We start from the raw sequence: 17931 nt of genomic DNA on the forward strand, positions 1-17931 counted from the left end.
CAATGACCCGGCGCATCCTGGCCGCCCAGCTCGCGCTCACGACGGCGCTGCTTGTCGGCCTGTGCGTCCCGATGGGGCTCGACGCCACCCGTCACGACCGGGCGCTGTTCGGCCTGCGGCTCACGGCCGCGATGCAGGCCTACTGCGCCGAGGTGAAGTGGCGGCGACTGTCCGCCGGCGCGGCCCCGCTGCCCGCCGCCGTACGCGACAGTACGGCCGTGCCACCGGACGAGCTCCGGCTGTTCGACCCGAACGGTACGCCCGTGGCCGACACCGGTGACGACATCCCGATCATGGGCTGGGATCTGGATCGGGCCCGCCGGGAGAACGTGGTCATCAACCCGAACGCGGCCAATCGACACCGGATGATCCTTGTTGCTCCGGTGTCCAACGCGCAGGGTCTGGTCGGCATCCTGGCCGTCGCGCGCAGCGATGCCGGGCTGCGCGCCTCGATCATCCACCGGTGGACGATGATCGCCCTCGCGGGCGTCCTGGTCACGCTGGCCGCATTGGGGATCTCGATACTGCTGGCCCGCTGGGTGGGCCGGCCGCTGCGCCGGCTCGAGCAGGCAGCGACCGAACTCGGTGCCGGTGATCTCACGATCCGGGCCAGAGCCGTCGGTGGCCCGCCCGAGGCACGCAAACTTGCCACGACGTTCGACGCGATGGCGGGACGGCTCCAGTTGCTGGTCGACAGCCAGCGCCGGTTCCTCGCCGACGTCTCCCACCAGATCCGCACCCCGCTGACGGCGATGCGCCTGCGCCTGGAGCTGCTGCAACAGGACGTGGACGCGGACACCACCGACGAGGTCGCGGGCACCCTGGTCGAGGTGCACCGGCTCTCCCGGATGGTCGACGGGCTGCTGGCGGTCTCCCGGGCCGAGCATGCGCCGATCCCGACCCAGCCGATCCCCCTCGCGGTCGTCGCCGAGGAACGATGCCTGATCTGGCGACCGGTCGCAGCCGCCGCCGGAGTGACGCTGACCTGCGACGTCGACGCGGACCAGGTCGTCCAGTGCACCCCGGGGCACCTGGAGCAGATCCTCGACAATCTCCTCAGCAACGCGCTGGAGGCCACCCCGTCCGGCGGCCGGGTCAGCGTCACGTCCGGGACGAACCCACCGGCCCAGCCACGCCNGGTGGGCGCCGGAGGCACCGCGGAGGCGGGCCTCGGGACGGGGAGCGCCGCGGACGAGTTGGACGAGATGAACGTCACCGGGCCGCAGAGCACCATGACGGCGGAAAGCATGACGCGGCTCACGGTCGCCGACAGCGGACGCGGCATGAGCGCCGAGCAGCGGGCCGCCGCCTTCCGCCGGTTCAGCTCCAACCTCAGTGCCGACCAGCGAGAAGCCGACCAGCGAGGAGAGGTGCCCGGCCGGGCCGATCGGCGCGGGAACGGCCTCGGGCTCGCCATCGTGCATGCCCTGACGACCGCCGACGGCGGGACGGTCACTCTGGCCGAGGGTGACAACGGGGGTCTGTGCGTCGTCCTTGACCTGCCCCGGACACATCCAGACCGACGGCCGACGGCCGCCCGGCCGGCACCCGCGCAGAGATCCGTGGACGCGGCGGGCGGCACCCGCATCGCGGCCACGCCGGGTTCTGGGGGCACGGACGGCCCGGGCCCTCGGCGGACATCGGCCACCATCCACGAACTACTGGAAGTAGTGGATTACGTCACGACAGATTACGCCATGGCCGACGACAGGCCGTGACGACCGGACAACGGCTTCACCGGACTCCCGATTAACTAGATGATCTTTACTGGTTCTTTCCGAGCCGAGGAGCGGTCCGTAACCACAATGCGCCCCGGGCCAGTTATTTTCGAACTGAGCCACCAGGGATGGAGTTCCACTGATCATGGCAAAAAGTCCGGCACAGAAGATTCGTGAAGTCGCGACAACCGGCGTCGGCACGCTTCGCCGCGAAGGCGCAAAAAACGGCAAGGGATTGAAATCAGCCTATCTGGCCGATCCGATCCACAGCTATCTGACGGAGCACAGCTCACCTCCGGATCCGATCCTCGACGCGCTCTCCGCCGTGACGGCGACGCTCCCCGAGGCGGAGATGCAGGTACCGGCCGAGCAGGGGACGTTCCTGACCATCCTGACGGCCTCGATCGCCCCGCGCCGCGCGGTCGAGATCGGTACCTTCACCGGCTATTCCGCGCTGTGCATCGCACGGGGTCTGCCCCCCGGCGGCCGACTTCTCTGCCTGGACATCAGCGCGGAATGGACCTCGATCGCCCGCCAGTACTGGGCTCGGGCCGGTGTTTCCGATCACATCGACCTCGCCCTCGGACCGGCGGCGGACAGTCTCGGCATGCTCCCCGAAGAACCCACCTTCGACCTGGCGTTCATCGACGCGGACAAGACCTCGTATAGGAGGTATTACGAGCTTCTCTTTCCCCGGATGAACCCGAACGGGGTCATCATCGTCGATAATGTGCTGCAGTATGGGCACGTGGTGCGCTCCCACTCGGACAATCCTGCTGTCGTCGCCGTCAAACAGTTCAACGAGCTTCTCGCCGGCGACTCCCGGGTACAGGTTGTCATGCTGCCCATTGCGGACGGACTGACCATCGTCCGGAAACTGCCCTCGCCGCGGACACCCGTATAGGCTCCCCCGGCCGGGGGTCCGCGGTCGCCATGAGGAGACCGGCACCGGCCGGTGCCGGCCAGTGCCGGCGCGGTGTCACNCCCCCGGCCGCGCTCCCGCCGAGGTCTGACCTCGGCAGGCGGCACCCGTGGGACGCAGGTGCCGTCGGGACAATCTTCTACGAAGAGTAGAAGGCAAGATGGTCGGGTGACCGTCACCTCGACAGGCGCGCTCCCATGCACCTGACCCAGTCGACCGACCTGGCGCTGCGGGCGCTTATGCTCACGGCCACCCGGGAGGATCGCCTCACCGTCCGCGACCTCTCGAAAGCCCTCGATGTTCCGCTCACCCACATGGCGAAGATCGTGCAACGCCTCCAGCGGCTCGACCTCGTGGTCACCGTGCGCGGGCGCACCGGCGGGGNACTGCTCGCCCCAGGCGCGACGCAGGTCACCGTCGGGCACATCGTCCGTGCCCTCGAGGGCACGGACGAGTTCGTCTCCTGCGACGGTCCCCCGTGCCCGCTGCGATGCGCCTGCCGACTGCGCCCCCTCCTGCGACGAGCCCAGGAGAACTTCCTGGTCACGCTCGACGAGGTGACCCTCGCCGAGCTCACCGACGAACCCGCCGGTGAACTCCTGCGCTCCCTCGCGCCACCGGTCCGCTGACACCCGGCCCCGCCCNCCACGAAACACCCTGGAACTATCCGGGGCTGGACGAGCGGACCCCCCCGTTCCGTCGGACCTGCGGGATAGAATCGCCTGGAACGCAGGCCGGTTACGGGAGGGATCCCCCCACAACGTCTCGGCGTCAGGCCGGCGCCTCGGACCCGAGGCCCGCCAGCACCGGCCCTTCCGCACATTCCCTCGGTTCGTTTTTCCCGCTACTGCTCCGCTTTATCGTGCTCCGCCCCGGCGAATACCCGAGGTCACCCTCGTCAGTTTCCGTAGGCGGCAATGAAGGGCGTGTCAGCCTTGATCTTGCCGAGTTTCGTGGCGCCACCCGGCTCGCCGAGCGGCGCGTCCCGACCGGGCAGGACGGCACTGAAGAACAGCGCCTCGCTTTCGATGAACTCCTTGTCCTTCGCGGGAACACGGTCGTCGCTGATGGCCGCGCCGACCGGGCAGGACACTGCGCAGGCGCCGCACTCCGTGCACTCATCCGGATTTATGTACATCTTACGGTCACCCTCGTAGATGCAATCGGCCGGGCACCCCTCCAGGCAGGAGCCGTCCTTGACATCGATACACGCGGCGGTGATGACAAATGGCATGAGAGCCCTCACTTCCGATCGACCATACCGGACCACATCCNGACGGCAGTCAATCTCATGGCTGGCCTCCGACTGCTTCTCGGCTGGTTTCGACCGAGACGGATGGCCGTGCGGCGAACCCGAATTAATGGTATAGGTTCGCGGGGCGCCGGCAGGTCGTGCACCGTGAACGGCATGTAAACAAATTATCCACGAGGCAGGCCTCATGGATATCCCCGAAATCCACTCGAAGGAAAATCTCAAAGATATTTTTATCAATAACATTATCTTGACCCGAATCACGCTTGAATACCCGCCAACATTTCCCGGAGGACGCCATCACGGTACCGACCCGGCACGAGGCAGCGGGGTAGCGGGCTAGCGGGCTAGCGGGGTAGCCCCCGGGAAAAATCCGGACGCCGGTACCCGCCGGCCGTACCCATCGGGCGTACCCACTGATCACACTCCGGGAAGGACGCTGATCATGCGACGTCACCGGCGTTCTCCAGACCCCGTCCGGGCGGGGATTCAAGATCCAGACGGAGGTTCGAGGGCCCGAGGGGCAGTCGCTCGTTGCAGGTGGGACGGAATTTCCATCCGGACGATCTCGCCGTAGGCGAGGAATCTCATGAGCACGAAGAACCAGTGCGCCGGCCACACCTGCAGTCGGACGGGGGGTTGGCCGGCAAGCATGATGACCATGCTGTCGCCGTCCACGCCGGACGCCCGCAGGTACGGGTAGCCGATATCGATCCAGCCGGTCGTGAGCGCCAGCGCGAGGCGCCAGTTCGTCAGAAAAAGATGCCCCTGGCAGACAGGGCGCCACTGGACCGCGGCGAGCGCCTCGGCGCGCCTGCGCTGGCTGCCGTTGTACAGGGCGCTGCCGAGCAGGGACGCACCGAGTAGAAGGGGACTACCGAAGGCGACGAACCACCCCTGGTTGTAGGTGACGTTCTGGCCGATGTACTGCCAGACGCGGACGGGTGCCTGGGCCAGCACGGCCTCACCCGCACCCAGCGCGATCTGCACGGGTTGTGCCCGCGGACGCCATCCGCGCGTGAGCGCCTCACCGAGTTCCGCACCGGCCAGCCAACTCTCCTCGTACGAGGTGCGCGGTCCCGGCCGCATCGGACGATGTCGGGGCAAGGTCACCAATCCCACGTCGCGCGATCGCTGTCAGCCTTGATTGTCCATCATTGCCGTTCATCAGCGGATTCCCAGCGGTCTACCTCGAGGAACAGGCAGAGATGATTCTTGATCCGTTGAGTGTGCCATGCTGATCGCCGCGATCTCGGCCGGGCGCGAACAGGCCGGGTCACCTGGTGGAACGGGTGATTGTCACAGTTGTGCCACAGCCGCCGAGACGATGCCGATCGTCAACACCGTGCTGTAATGCCCCCATGGCGACATTCGGTGCGGTGCGGCGGCACCGGGAGCGGCACAGCACGAACCGTTCGGGCTGGCTGCGCGCGGCCGTCCTCGGCGCGAACGACGGCCTGGTCTCCACCTCCAGTCTCATCGTCGGCGTCGCCGCGAGCGGCGCCTCCACCGGCGCGGTCCTGACCGCCGGGATCGCGGGTCTGACCGCGGGGGCGATGTCGATGGCGGCCGGGGAGTATGTGTCGGTGAGCTCCCAGGCCGACGTGGAACGCGCGGACCGGGCCAAGGAGAGCGCGGAGCTGGCGGCCGACCCGGTGGCCGAGCTTGCCGAGCTGGTCGGCATCTACGAGCGGCGCGGCCTTCCGCGCGACCTCGCCACGCAGGTCGCCGTGACACTGACCGAGCGGGGTGCGCTGGAGGCGCACCTGCGCGACGAACTCGGCCAGAGTGAGGCCACCCGGGCGCGCCCGGTCCAGGCCGCCGTCGCGTCGGCGGGCAGCTTCACGGCCGGCGGGCTGGTGCCGTTCCTCGGGATGTCGGCCCCGGCGGGGGCGGGCCGCCTGATGCTCGTCGTCGTGGTTACGGTGATCGGTCTCGCCGTCGCGGGCATACTCGCCGCGCGGGCCGCCGGTATGGCGCTGCTGCGTCCGACCCTGCGCGTCGTGCTGGGCGGCGCCGCGGCCATGCTGGTCACCGCGCTGGTCGGTCTGATCACCGATGCGGCCGGCGGCTGACCGACCGCCGGGACATACCTTGCCCACCACCGATCCACCGCTGGTCCGCGGGCTCATACCGTTCCTCGGTGGACGCGGGGGCGAACCATGGACCGTCGGCACCGGCGCCGCCGGGTCTGGTAGGCGGCTACATCCGGTGTTCGACGATCACGTCGGCGGTCATCGCCAGCGCGCCAGGGCTGCGCGGGCTGCGCACCACCACGAGGGCGAACAGGGCGTCGAGCACCGACAGGTGCACGATCCGGCTGGTCATCGCCTCGATGCGATACGCCGTCTCCCGACTGCCCACCACCACCGCGTGCCGCACCAGCTCGGTCAACGGTGACCGGGCAAAGCTCGTGATCGCGGCGGTATGCGCCCCGGCGTCCACGGCCGCCCGCATCGCCGCCAGTGTCTCCGCCGTCGAGCCGGTGTGGCTGACCGCAACGCACAGATCACCCGCCGCCAGCATCCGGGCGGTGACGTGCTGCACATGCGCATCCCCGGCGAACCGCGCATCGACCCCGACCGTGGTCAGCCGGTAGGCGGCATCCATCGCCAGCGGCGCCGACGTCCCCACCGCCACGAACAACGTCCGCGGCGCGGCGACGACCAGGTCGGCGATCGCCGCCAGCACGCCACCGTCGATCCCCCGCGCCGCCTCGGTCAGCGCACTCGCCGCCCCGCCGAGCACCTTCCCGGCAATCTCATCCGGGCCGTCGGCCGCGGACACCTCGTCCACCAGCTGCCGCTCCACCGGCAGCGTCTCCCGGATCAGCGCCAGCTTGAGTTCCTGGTAGCCCCGAAGCCCCAGGCTCTGGCAGAACCGCACCACCGTCGCCGGCGAGCTTCCCGACACCTGCGCCAGCTCGCTCACCGACTGGTGGATCATCGCAACCGGGTCCGCGAGGACCTGCCGCGCCACCCGCTGCTCCGCCGACGACAACGACGCCGACAAAGCCCGAATGCGCTCCAACACGGCGGGCGCGGCAGCGTCGCCCTCGACCCTCACAGTCACGTCACTAGTCACGACACGTCACGCTAAGCGCGTAGGCGCAACGGTCAGATACCCAAAGGTAAACCAAGAATGAATCTTCTACAGTAGAAGAGATCATGAAAATCCGTTTCAGTCAACCCGGTCGCTCCCGGCCAGGATGAGGGGCCCCGAGCTCGTCCGACCCTCAGCGCATGATCCCAGTATGGCCGAGGGAGTAGCGACCGGGTTGCGGCCAGACCGCGAGACCGTGCGGCTCACGGCCGACGGGGATCCGAGCCAGCAGCCGGCCGGCCTTCGGCTCCGANCCTCCGGGCCCGCCGGTGTCGAACACGTACACGACGTTGCTGCGGCGGCCGGACAGCCACAGCCGCGAGCCGTTGGCATCGACGTTGCCCATGTCCGGGGTTCCCCCACCGGGGATCGGCCAGGTGGCCACGACGGTCCGGGTGGCGAAGGAGATGACCGAGACCGAGCCCTGGTCGCCGGAGTGCGGGAACGGCGGTTTCATGGAGTCCATGTGGCCACCCCGGTTGGCGACGTACAGGAATCGGCCGTCGCGGCTCGGGTACAGGCCGTGGGTCTCCGGCCCGGTCCGGACGAAACCGACCCTGGTGAAGCGATCCCCGTCAACGAGGTGGACACCGTCGGCGTTCATGTCCGCCACGTACCAGATCCGGCCGGCCGGATCGATCTTGATGTCCTGTGGAGCGGCGTCCCGGCCGAGGTCCAGATATCCGATGACCCGCTGACGCGGGATGTCGATCTTGACGAGTCGTCCGGCGAACTCGCAGGTGGCGATCGCATAGGAGCCGTCGACGGAGAAGTCGACGTGGTTGACGCCCGCGCAGGCCGTGCCCACGTCCAGGCTGTGCCGTAGGGCGAACGTGTGCGGATCACGGAAGTCGATGTGGTGGTTCGCCTCGGCGATGACCATCGCGTTGGCCCCGTCGGGGGTGAAGTACAGGTTGTACGGGTCCGCGACCGGTACCGCGGGCCCGGCGGGCCGACCGGTCCGCGGATCGATCGGTGACAGGCTGTTGCCGCGGTTGTTGTTCACCCACAGGGTCCGCAGGTCCCAGGAGGGGACCACATGCTGAGGCTCGCGGCCGGCGGCGTAGGTGTCCACGACCCGCAGCGTGCGCTGGTCGATGACCGTGACGGTGCCGTCGCGCAGGTTCGGGACGTACACGAGAGGCGGATCGTCGCGGACCACCGGGCTCAGCATCCCGGCACGCGCGTGCGCGTACACGTCCACGACGCCGCCATCGCCACGGGGCAGGGCAGAGTCGGCTCCCCGGCCCGGCGCGGGAACGGAACCCGGCGGGCGGGCGGCACCGGCCCCCGTAGCCTGGTCGCTCCTGACCCGGATCAGCCACACCACTAGCAGTGCGACCACCAGGGCCGCCAACCCGGCCAACATGATCAGACCACGCCGCCGGGACCTGGTCCCCGGCTGGCGGCGCTGCGCTGTCGACCCCTCCGGCATGCGGCCAGAGTAGAAGGCCTGAGCGGGCGAAGCCACGATCGACGGCGCGGCCGTCCAGCTCGACCCACCAGGACTCCGCGGTACGCGGCACGCTCACACTCATCTGGCGGTGGGGGTACGCAGTGCGGGCAGGTCCCGGAGCTGGCGACGGGACGTGATGCCGAGCTTGCGGAAGATATTGCGCAGGTGGGCGTCGACGGTGCGGGGGCTGATGAACAGCCGTGCCGCGACCTCCTTTGACGTGGCGCCGTCCGCGACCAGGCGGGCGATGTGGGTCTCCTGCGCGGTGAGGTCGTCGGTGTTGCCCGACGTGCGGCCGCGCACGTCGGCGCCGGCCGCACGCAGCTCGGCGGCGGCGCGGTCGGTGAAGGCCGCCATGCCGATGTCGGCGAACCGGTCGTAGGCGGTACGAAGCTGCCGGCGGGCGTCGCGTCGCCTGCCCTGGCGGCGCAGCCACTCGCCGTAGAGCAGGTGCGCCCTGGCCAGATACGGGGCGAGCGGGCTCTTCTCGAGGTGACCTATGGCCGCGGCGAAGTCGTCCTCGTCGCCGGTGACGAGTGCGCGGGTGTAGGCGCCGACGCCCAGCGCCCACGGTGTGCCGCTGCCCTCGGTGCGTTCGGTGAGCGATACCGAACCCGACCGGGCCACCTCGTGCTCGCCGCAGCGGACCGCGGCCTCGACCAGTTCCGGCAGGGCGATCGCGGCGACGAACAGGTCGCCGTGCCGGGTGGCCGCCTCGGCGGCGGCAAGTGCCGCCGGGTAGTCGGTGAGGCCGTTACTCAGGACGGCCGTGGCCCAGTCGGCGTTGGCGATCGTCTGCCCGGTGCCGCTCGCGGTCGCCTCGGCGGTGAAACTGTCGATCACCGCCCGCGCCTGTGCCTCCCGGCCACGCAAGGCGGCGAGGTGCAGCTGCGGATACGCCAGCGGCTCCACCCCGACCGCGTCCGCCACCGCCTCCTCCTCGGCGATCGCCGACGTGGCGGCGGCGAAGTCACCGGTGTGCACCGCGCCGGCCGCCGCCATGCCAAGACCGAGGCGGAGCGTGAGCGGCGACCCCGACTCTCGGGCGGAGGCCAGCACCCAGTCGGTGATCACGCCGTGTGCCTCGGCGTCCCAGAGCTCCACGGCGAGCATCCCGGCGAGCGCCGGTCGCCGTGTCCACTGTGGACGGGAGGCGAGGATCTCGCGGACCGGCCGCGCCGCCGCGTGGTGTCCTTCCGTCGCCAGCCGCAGCAGCGCGTCCAGGAGGTCCGGCGGGCCCGATGCCGGCGGCGCCGAGCGCGCTGCCTCGACGACCATGTCCATGACCCCGCTGGCCCGGCCGACGACCAGGGCCATCTCGACGGCGTCGAGAAAGCAGTCCCGCGACCACCGTGGGTCGGTCGCGGCGAGGCGCTGGGCCGCGCGCAGCATGAACGCCGGACCGTCGCCGTCGCGCCGGCGCACGAACGTGATCCGCCCGCGCATCAGCTCCACCCTGGCCAGCGCGACGGGGTCGGTCCCGTCCACCGTGACCGCGGTGAGCAGGCCGTCCGCCGCGTCGAGTGCACCGGAGTCGAGGTGGGCCTGCGCGGCCGCGAGTGTGCGTTCGGTGCGGCGCGCGGGGTCACGGGATAGGGCAGCGGCCCGCGCGAGGAACGCCGCGGCAGCCGCCACTCCCCCACGTGCCGCGGCACGGGTGGCGCAACGGTTCAGTTCCGCGGCGGTGTCCTCGTCGGGGCCGGCACCGGCCTGCGCGCGATGCCAGGCCCGCCGGTCGGGGTCCCGTTCCGGGTCCGTGACCTCGGTGAGCGCCTGGTGCGCGGCGTGGCGGTCCTCGACGGCGGCGGCCTGGTAGACCGCGGACCTGGCGAGCGGGTGGCAGAACCGCACGCGCGGGCCGAGCTCGACCAGCCCGGACGCCTCGGCGTGCGCGCCGGCCGCCGGGCCGACACCGAGTCGTTCGGCGGCGGCCCACAGCAGGCCGGGGTCACCGGTCGGGTCGGCGCTAGCCACGGTCAGCAGCAATCGCACGTCCTCGGGCAGGGGCACGAGACGATCCTGGAAACTGCGTTCGACCCTGCTGGGCACCGAGGACGCGTCGGGCAGGGCAAAGCCGCCGGCGCCGGGCAGTTCGAGTAGCGCGAGCGGGTTGCCCCTGGCCTCGGCGAGCACGCGGTCCCGCACGGTCTCGTCCAGCGTGGCGCGGGTGTCCACCAGCAGCCGGCGGGCGTCGTCGTCGGCCAGCCCGGTCACCTCGACGCTCGGTAGCTCGTCGAGTCCGTGCCGTGCGGCTAGCACCATCGCCACCGGTTCGGCCGAGATGCGCCGCGCGAGGAACGTCAGTATCCGTGTCGATGCGTCGTCGAGCCAGTGGGCCTCGTCGACGAGGCACAGCACCGGTTCCGACCCCGCCGCGGTGACCAGCAGTTCCAGGGCCGCCATGCCGATGCGGAACATCTCTGGTGTGCCGTCGGCGAGGCCGAACGCTGCCTCCAGTGCCGCGCGGTGTGGCGGGGGNAGNGNCGCGAGGNCGCCCNNGGNCGGGACGCACAGCTGGTGCAGCGCGGCGAACGGGAGCTCGGTCTCAAACTGGGATCCGGTCGCCTCGATGACCCGCATCCCCTGCGCCGAGCGCCGCAGGTGGTCGAGCAGAGCGCTCTTGCCGATGCCGGCCTCGCCGCGGAGCACCAGCACCCCGCCCTCGCCGTTCTTGGCGCCCGCGACCAGCACCTCGAGCCTGCGGCGTTCCTCGCCCCTGCCGACGAACGTCCGGACCGGTGTCCCCACAACGGGAACAGTATGCGCGCCGATGTAGGTGGTTTTCACCGACGCGGGCGGTGCCGGACCAGTGCGAGCCTCGTGTCGAGCCACTACCCGACTCGACGGCGGGAGTCCCGGTGTCCATGACCACGGGCCACCTGTGCGAGTCCCCGACGCGCGCCGCTCGGGCGACCGTGCTCGCGGCGGCATCGAGGTCTCCGGCGTCGCCGGAGCCTTCACCTGGACCGGGATCGCGGCCCTCGCGGGCGCGATCGCCGCGGCACTGCTGATCCGTTCACCCCATCTAGGAAAGGACGACACCCGATGATCTACCACACGGTCCGCATGACCCTTCGCCCCGACGCCCCGGCAGACAAGGTGGAAGAAGCGGTCGAGAGCTTGCGCAACCAAGGTCGTGTCATCCCGTCGGTGACCTCGTTCGTGGTCGGCCGCGACGTCGGCGGCGAGTTCGCGTGGGGCGCGACCTATGTCATCGAGGACCTCGACGGATACTGGGAGTACCTCAAGCACCCCGCCCACCGGCATACCGACGAGATCGGGCTCCCGTTGGTCGACACGTTCGTGTCGTTCGACGTCACCGACCACAAGGACCCGGAGATCGCCGAGAAGATCGCCGCCCTGCACAAGCGTCGCTACGAGGAGGACCCCGCCCTCGCGAAGCTGGTATCCGGTCTTGCCTCCTACACCGGCAGCAGCGCTCCCGGCACGCACGCCTACTGACCGCTCCGACGAATCGAGACACCGTGGCCCGCCGAGCCCCTGACGTCCAACACCGAACCTATGGATGGTTCTCCCTTGTTCAGCTGGGATGTCAGTAACTGCCCACGTCGAGCAGTGCACCAAGCAGTTCCTCGGGCGTCTCGNCCTGCGGCAGGTGGCCGGACCGGGGCAGCAGCGTGAACGTCGACAGTGGGATCGCGGCGGCATAGGCCCTGCCGTATTCCGGGTCAACGATGCCGTCACTTTCGCCCCACAGAACGTGGGCTGGGATGTCGAGACCACCCAGCCGCTCGGCCAGCGTCGGGTCCGACATGACCGGGCCCGTGTACCCGACCAGCGCTCGCACATCCGGGCTCGGCCCGGCATCGCCGGTACCCGGCGAAGCAGGCATCTTGCTCGGGTCATGGAAGGAGAACGACCGGATCTCAGTAGGCGAGAGACCGCGGACATCGAGCATCGGATGGCCGTCGACGTCAATACCAATACCGTCGATGATCACCACGCCGCTGACCCGGGGGCTCTGCTGCAAGGCGATCTCGGCAGCGAGCCACCCACCGAAGGAGTTGCCGACGACGGTCACATCCGTGAGGTCGAGTTGCTCGATCATCGCTACATATATCCGGGCGAGCTCGATGACTCCCGTCAGCGCTTCGGCCTTCGGCGTACCGCCGAAGCCGGGGTGAGTGGGCAGCAGTACCCGGGAGTGGGTGCGCTCGGCGAGCAGATCGGCGAAGCCGGTCATGGTGACCGTGCCACCTCCACCGTGCAGGAGCAGAAACGGCCGGGTGCGGTCGCGGTCCTGGACGGTGATCTCGACCGCTCCCGCGGAGCCGACCTGGAGCGTGTGGGTGTGGGTGTGGGTGTGGGTGGGCCGGAGGGAGCCGGCCATGATCGGAGTACTCATGATTCCTCTCTTATTGACAGGAATATAAGTAACCTTATATCAGCTTCATGATACAAGCAACCTTACTCGACGCGCTAGGCTCAGGCCGTGAGATACCGCACCGCGGACGTCGCCTTGTCCGTCAAACGCCTGCAGTACCGCCATCACCGCGCGCTGAGCCGCGCGCTGGCACCATTGGGACTCTCACTCGCGCAGTGGGACACCCTGCGTCACCTGCACCGGCACCCGGACGCATCGCTGCACGACCTCGCAGTGCTGACGTTCCAAACCGACCAGTCCTTCGGCTCCCTGGCGGCCCGGATGGCCGCCCGCGGGCTGATCGAGCGGGTTCCGGGGCCGGGCCGTGCCGTGCGACACCGGCTCACCGAGGAGGGCGCGCGGCTGCGCGCGGCCGGCCAGGACGCCGTGGACGCCGTCTTCGATTCCTCGTTCCGCGCCCTGTCGGCCGACCAACTCGACCAGCTGGGCGCGCTCCTGGACGCGGCCCTCGGGCCCGACCCGACCGCGTAGTGGAAGGCCGGCCCAAGCCCTCTGGTGCCGCGCCGCCTGCCCGGCATGATCACGCGAGGCGCACATGGTCAGCCCGCGGCGAGCAGGTCGACGGCCGGTCGAGTCGGGACCGCCCGCTGCCGCTCCGCGGCGAGGAACGGCCCTTCGCCGCTCGGGTCCATCACGCCGGACTCGGCCCAGCTGAAGCGGCCCGCGAGCACCTCCTGCGCCGCCGTGTAGTTGCGGGCGTCGTCGTTGCGCCACAGCGCCGCGAAGGACGCCTCGACCCGGCGTCGCGCCTGCCGGCAGAACAGGTCGGCCAGGTCGGTCGCGGTCGGCTCGCCCTCCTCGTCGAGCATCCGGGCCCGCACGACCGCCGCGCTGATGGCGAACAGTTCGGCGCCGATGTCGACGAGACGCCCGAGGAACGCCTGCTTCTTCTCCAGCCCGCCCTGCCAGCGAGCCATCCCGTAGAAGGTCGACCGGGCGAGCTTGCGCGCCGAGCGCTCCACGAAGCGCAGGTGCGTGCTGAGCCGGCCGAATTCGAGGAACGAGCGCGGCGACGTCCCACTGCCGACGGCGAGGCCGGGCAGCCAGCGGCCGTAGAAGGCAGCCGCCCGTCCGGCGCTGCGGGCCTTCGCCGCGACCGGCGCGTCCGGGGAAATGATGTCGCCGGCCACCGCGAGGTGGGTGTCCACGGCCTCCCGCGCGATGAGCAACCGCATGATCTCGGTGGAGCCTTCGAAGATCCGATTGATGCGCAGATCGCGTAGCATCTGCTCGGCCGGTACCGGTCGTTCCCCCCGGTTGGCCAGGGACTGGGCGGTCTCGTACCCGCGGCCGCCGCGGATCTGGACCAGCTCATCGGCGATCAGCCAGGCCATCTCGCTGGCATACAGCTTGGCCAGGGCAGCCTCGATCCGGATGTCCCCGCGTCCCTCGTCGGCCATCAGGCCGGACAGCTCCAGCATCGCCTCCAGCCCGAACGTGGTGGCGGCCGTGAACGCGATCTTCTGGGCGATGGCGTCGTGCTGGCCGATGGGCCGGCCCCACTGGACGCGGTCCCGCGACCATTCCCGGGCGATGCGCAGCGCGTACTTGGCGCCGCCCACGCAGGTCGCCGGCAGGGCGAGGCGGCCGGTGTTCAGCGTCGTCAGGGCAATCTTGAGCCCATCGCCTTCCCGCCCGAGGCGGTCCGCGGCCGGGACCCGGACCCGCTCGAAGCTGGTCACCCCGTTCTCGATGCCGCGCAGACCCATGAACTCGTTGCGGTGCTCCACCTTCACGCCGGGTGCGTGGGCGTCGACGATGAAACACGTGATGCCACCGCGATGACCGGCCGAGCGCGGGACGACCGCCATGACCACCAGCCGATCGGCGATCACACCGTTGGTGGTCCACAGCTTGCGGCCGCTCAGCTCGTAGGCGGCGCCGCCCTCGACCGGCACCGCCTGGCTGCTCATCCGGGCCGGGTCGCTGCCCACATCGGGCTCGGTCAGCAGGAACGCGCTGATCTCCTCGCGGGCCACCTTCGGCAGATACGTCCGCTTCTGCTCCTCGGTACCGAACCCCAGGACCGGCTCGGCCACGCCGATCGACTGGTGCGCCGAGAGCAGCGTGGGCAGGCTCGAATGCCACGAGCTGGACAGTTCAAGCGCCCTGTTGTAGTACACGGTGGTCAACCCGAGTCCGCCGTACTCCTCGGGGATCTTCATGCCGAGGGCGCCTATCCGCCGCAGCCCGTCGATCACCTGCTCGGGCAGCCGCCCGTCCCGCTCGATCTGCAACGGGTCCACCGTTTCCCGCAGGAACGACTCGAGCTGGGCCAGGAACGCCTCCCCCCGCCGCCGGTCGCCCTCCTTCGGCCGCGGGTGCGGGGAGATCAGATCGAGCCGGAGATGACCGAGGAAAAGCTCCTTGCCAAACGAGGGAAGCCGCCACTCGGCCTCCCGGGCCGCCTCGGCGACCCTGCGCGCTTCCCGTTCTCCCACCTGCGCCATGTCTCGCCTCCCCGTCCGTGAGCGGCATCCCGTCCGTCAGCGGTATGCAGTCCGTCAGCGGTATGCAGTCCCTGCCTACCCGTACTCCTACCCGCACCGCGCCCATCCGCACGAGCTGGGTGAGCCCCACCGAGCGGTGTAGATCGGGGCTGCTGGACCCCCATCCCCAACACGATCATCAGCCACCCAACGCTGAGCGGGTACGCGCGGATGATCCTGATCTGGCTTCTCTCCCACACACCCGAGTACTTGGCCACCGTCAACGCGGACGCTGTCGAGCGCGAGTTCCGGGGCTGGGGTCGGCGGGTCGTTGCCGCCGCTCTCAAGGAGCTTGAATCCTCCGGGCATCTCGTTCGGAGACGGGTTCCGGGTCCAGGTGGTCGGGTGATCTGGGCTCCGTTGGCGGTCCGGGCCATGCCAGAGAGTGGTGATGCGAACACGCCAGCGGAACTACCGGTTTCGGATGGTCCGTCAGCGGAACGTCCGTATGTGGATAACCCCAACCACAGGGCAGAAACCACCCCGCCCGACCCGATCGAGGCCAGCACCGCGGAGGACGACCCGCCGGATCCCCGCCCCTCGCTGCCCTCTCCCGACCCCAGCGCGGCCAGCTCCACCACAGGCAGCAAGGCAGGCGGGGAGTCAGCTCCCGCCGTACCCGCCGGTGCCGACCTGGTCCAGACGCTGATCGACCTGGTCCGTGCGGTGACCGGGCAGACGATCGACCGGGACCTTGCCGGCAAGGGGGTGGCGATGGTCCTGCGGGCGAAGGACGGCACACCGCGGCCTGTGTCGGATCCGGTGGCCTACCTGCGGACAGCGGTCGAGACGGCGCCCACACGGTTCCTGGAGACGTTCGTCCCGCCGCGTGCGGGCAGCGCCCACAGCCGGCCGCGGCGCGGCTTCNACCCGAACGCGACGATCCACGAGCCGCGTGGCATGACCGGCCTGGACATCGACCCTGCTACGGGGTGGCCGGTCGACATGAACCCGGGTGGACGCCCGCTGCGCCGGAAGGAGACCGCCCGCGCCTTCGAGGCTGAGCAGGCCCGGGTCACAGCGTCCGGTCCGGCCGGTGACCCGTCGAAGCTGGTGTGCCTCACCCACCCGACGGCCACGTTCCACCCGGACGGGACGTGCCCGGAATGCCGCCCAGCAGCCACGCACACCGCCGAACCGGGATGGACGGCGTGGATGTCTGCGCCCACGCCCCGTACGGCCAGCACGGGCCTGCCTGCGTGGTGTGGCTCCTGCGGTGGGGACGCCGGTCACTCCCCGGCCGTCATGCAGGCCAACCCGTCGTACCGGACGGACACCGGCCGGCCCCGCGGCACCCCTTGCCCCCGGTGCCACCCGGATGGGATCCGCGCCAGCGCATGAACGGGCATCGGACACCCCTCGGGCCGGTCACTGGCGCTGGCGTGGTCGGCGTGCGCCGGCCCGGCGCGGGTCACCAGCGACCGGTCCGTGTAGGCGCCGGCGAGCTGACCCCGGCGCAGCATCCATGCTCCGCCGTCACGTTCCCACCAGGACGGCACGAGCAGATGCCGCGGGGTGTCGGCGATCTGCTCGTGCCAGCGGGAGCNGGGATGCGTCNCCTGGCCGGCCNGGGCGCGGGCATGAGCCCGCCACTGTTCCGGCGCCATCAGGACAGGATCTCCGCGGCGACCCGGTGGAGGGCGGGGCAGAGCCCGACCTCGTCCCGGTAGTGGGTGAAGTCGGAGAGGATGTCGGCGGCGTTGACGAGGATCGCGTACCGGCCGGACGGGCTCGACAACACGTCCGCGAACGTGGTGTAGATCCGGGAGGCAACGTCAGGGACGGCCAGGGCGGTGCAGTACAACCGGGCCGCGCCGTAGCCGGCGACGTTGGTGCCCCAGTGCTCCCAGTCCAGGATCATCAGGTTCGGGACGGTGACGTTGCCCCAGTGCAGGTCGAGATGTTCGGTGCTGCCCCACCCTGGCACGGCATCGGCCGGTGCAGGACGACCGAACACGGCGTGCAGCAGGTTGGTGTACCGGTCGATCCGGTTTCCCCAGATCTCCCGCCCGGTCGGCTGCCGGGAGAGCGCGTCCAACGATGCACGCAGGTCCGCCAGCCACGCCGAGGACAGGTCGAGCGGCCGCCCCAGGTACTGATCCCCGGGTGTGGCGGGCGGGTCCGGCACGTAGGTCATCAGCTCGGCGCAGACCGGCACCGGCACAGGGTCGGGGNGGGNCCATTCGGCGCTGTCGAGCAGCGTCGGTTTACAGATCCCGGTCAGACATCCCATGGTTTTCGTTGTCAAGCGGCGACGTCGAGTGTTGCTTTCTGTGTCCATGCGGTTGCCTCACTGTAGGGGGTGTGGGTCTTGAGGCAGCCGTGCAGGATTCCGACGAGCCGGTTGCCGAGCTGGCGCAGCGCGGCGTGGTGCGACGTGCCGCGCGCGCGGATCGCGTCGTAGTACGACCGGGCGCCCGGGGATGCGCTCAGGGCCGAGAGCGCCTGCTGATGTAGCGCGTCGGCGAGCCGGTTGTTGCGTGCGTAGCGGGCCAGGACCGTCTTCTTCTTCCCGGAGGCGCGGGTGATCGGGCTCGTGCCGGCGTAGTTCTTCCGTGCCTTCGCGTCGGCGTAGCGCGTCGGGTCG

The 17931-nt window shown here is 70.1% G+C and carries 16 protein-coding genes; 7 read left to right on the top strand and 9 right to left on the bottom strand.

Features of this window, described 5'->3' with window-relative positions; genetic code table 11:
- Positions 1-2 precede the first annotated feature (2 nt).
- The 3 genes from ALLO2_RS12040 (at position 3) to ALLO2_RS12050 (ending at position 3269) form a co-directional block, all read left to right on the top strand.
- Entirely contained in the window at positions 3-1718 is a 1716-nt protein-coding gene (locus ALLO2_RS12040; RefSeq protein WP_035732180.1) for a HAMP domain-containing sensor histidine kinase, read from the top strand.
- A 145-nt stretch (positions 1719-1863) separates the two neighbouring features.
- A complete protein-coding gene (locus tag ALLO2_RS12045; RefSeq protein ID WP_011437416.1) occupies positions 1864-2622 on the top strand; it encodes an O-methyltransferase in 759 nt (252 codons plus the stop codon).
- 215 nt (positions 2623-2837) lie between these two features.
- Positions 2838-3269, top strand: a complete 432-nt coding sequence (locus ALLO2_RS12050) for an Rrf2 family transcriptional regulator (RefSeq protein WP_035732093.1) — start codon at positions 2838-2840, stop codon at positions 3267-3269.
- 269 nt (positions 3270-3538) lie between these two features.
- On the opposite strand, the gene ALLO2_RS12055 is transcribed toward ALLO2_RS12050, so the two are convergent.
- Both ALLO2_RS12055 and ALLO2_RS12060 read right to left on the bottom strand, forming a co-directional pair.
- A complete protein-coding gene (locus tag ALLO2_RS12055; protein ID WP_011437418.1) occupies positions 3539-3874 on the bottom strand; it encodes a ferredoxin family protein in 336 nt (111 codons plus the stop codon).
- A 507-nt stretch (positions 3875-4381) separates the two neighbouring features.
- Positions 4382-4981 carry a hypothetical protein gene (locus ALLO2_RS12060; protein ID WP_023840788.1) on the bottom strand — a complete coding sequence of 200 codons (600 nt, stop codon included), beginning with the start codon at positions 4979-4981 and terminating at the stop codon, positions 4382-4384.
- 272 nt (positions 4982-5253) lie between these two features.
- Here ALLO2_RS12060 and ALLO2_RS12065 point away from each other — a divergent pair, with 272 nt between their 5' ends.
- Positions 5254-5967 carry a VIT family protein gene (locus tag ALLO2_RS12065; protein ID WP_023840787.1) on the top strand — a complete coding sequence of 238 codons (714 nt, stop codon included), beginning with the start codon at positions 5254-5256 and terminating at the stop codon, positions 5965-5967.
- 127 nt (positions 5968-6094) lie between these two features.
- On the opposite strand, the gene ALLO2_RS12070 is transcribed toward ALLO2_RS12065, so the two are convergent.
- The 3 genes from ALLO2_RS12070 to ALLO2_RS12080 all read right to left on the bottom strand — a co-directional run bounded on the left by ALLO2_RS12070 (position 6095) and on the right by ALLO2_RS12080 (position 11381).
- The gene (locus ALLO2_RS12070; protein ID WP_011437421.1) at positions 6095-6976 is read right to left on the bottom strand and encodes a MurR/RpiR family transcriptional regulator; all 882 of its coding nucleotides are present in this window, start codon (positions 6974-6976) and stop codon (positions 6095-6097) included.
- Between the two features lie 151 nt (positions 6977-7127).
- A complete protein-coding gene (locus tag ALLO2_RS12075) occupies positions 7128-8429 on the bottom strand; it encodes a YncE family protein (protein ID WP_011437422.1) in 1302 nt (433 codons plus the stop codon).
- Positions 8430-8528: 99 nt separating this feature from the next.
- Complete coding sequence (locus ALLO2_RS12080; protein ID WP_084588407.1) at positions 8529-11381, bottom strand: LuxR family transcriptional regulator; 2853 nt, start codon at positions 11379-11381, stop codon at positions 8529-8531.
- Here ALLO2_RS12080 and ALLO2_RS26395 point away from each other — a divergent pair.
- Together ALLO2_RS26395 and ALLO2_RS12085 are read left to right on the top strand one after the other, a co-directional pair.
- On the top strand, positions 11332-11499 hold the full coding sequence (locus ALLO2_RS26395; RefSeq protein ID WP_162238922.1) for a hypothetical protein: 168 nt from the start codon (positions 11332-11334) through the stop codon (positions 11497-11499). The two genes, ALLO2_RS12080 and ALLO2_RS26395, sit on opposite strands and share 50 nt — an antisense overlap.
- Entirely contained in the window at positions 11496-11912 is a 417-nt protein-coding gene (locus tag ALLO2_RS12085; RefSeq protein ID WP_011437424.1) for a Dabb family protein, read from the top strand. The genes ALLO2_RS26395 and ALLO2_RS12085 overlap by 4 nt, the downstream gene beginning before the upstream one ends.
- A gap of 91 nt (positions 11913-12003) precedes the next feature.
- On the opposite strand, the gene ALLO2_RS12090 is transcribed toward ALLO2_RS12085, so the two are convergent.
- Complete coding sequence (locus tag ALLO2_RS12090) at positions 12004-12816, bottom strand: alpha/beta fold hydrolase (RefSeq protein WP_035732102.1); 813 nt, start codon at positions 12814-12816, stop codon at positions 12004-12006.
- 87 nt (positions 12817-12903) lie between these two features.
- Here ALLO2_RS12090 and ALLO2_RS12095 point away from each other — a divergent pair, with 87 nt between their 5' ends.
- Positions 12904-13326 carry a MarR family winged helix-turn-helix transcriptional regulator gene (locus ALLO2_RS12095; RefSeq protein WP_011437426.1) on the top strand — a complete coding sequence of 141 codons (423 nt, stop codon included), beginning with the start codon at positions 12904-12906 and terminating at the stop codon, positions 13324-13326.
- A gap of 68 nt (positions 13327-13394) precedes the next feature.
- Here ALLO2_RS12095 and ALLO2_RS12100 read toward each other — a convergent pair whose 3' ends face one another.
- From ALLO2_RS12100 to ALLO2_RS12115, 3 genes are all read right to left on the bottom strand, one after another.
- Positions 13395-15305, bottom strand: a complete 1911-nt coding sequence (locus tag ALLO2_RS12100) for an acyl-CoA dehydrogenase family protein (protein ID WP_011437427.1) — start codon at positions 15303-15305, stop codon at positions 13395-13397.
- Positions 15306-16950: 1645 nt separating this feature from the next.
- Complete coding sequence (locus ALLO2_RS12110) at positions 16951-17502, bottom strand: hypothetical protein (protein WP_232235053.1); 552 nt, start codon at positions 17500-17502, stop codon at positions 16951-16953.
- Between the two features lie 86 nt (positions 17503-17588).
- On the bottom strand, positions 17589-17931 hold a 343-nt coding region (locus ALLO2_RS12115; RefSeq protein ID WP_035732106.1), incomplete at its 5' end, for a transposase.

It is taken from the genome of Frankia sp. Allo2 (assembly GCF_000733325.1).
GTDB lineage: Bacteria > Actinomycetota > Actinomycetes > Frankiales > Frankiaceae > Frankia > Frankia casuarinae.

Coding starts and splice junctions, on each gene's coding strand:
- ALLO2_RS12045 (WP_011437416.1), top strand. CDS start 1,864: ATGGCAAAAAGTCCGGCACAGAAGATTCGTGAAGTCGCGACAACCGGC.
- ALLO2_RS12055 (WP_011437418.1), bottom strand. CDS start 3,874: ATGCCATTTGTCATCACCGCCGCGTGTATCGATGTCAAGGACGGCTCC.
- ALLO2_RS12060 (WP_023840788.1), bottom strand. CDS start 4,981: ATGCGGCCGGGACCGCGCACCTCGTACGAGGAGAGTTGGCTGGCCGGT.
- ALLO2_RS12065 (WP_023840787.1), top strand. CDS start 5,254: ATGGCGACATTCGGTGCGGTGCGGCGGCACCGGGAGCGGCACAGCACG.
- ALLO2_RS12085 (WP_011437424.1), top strand. CDS start 11,496: ATGATCTACCACACGGTCCGCATGACCCTTCGCCCCGACGCCCCGGCA.
- ALLO2_RS12100 (WP_011437427.1), bottom strand. CDS start 15,305: ATGGCGCAGGTGGGAGAACGGGAAGCGCGCAGGGTCGCCGAGGCGGCC.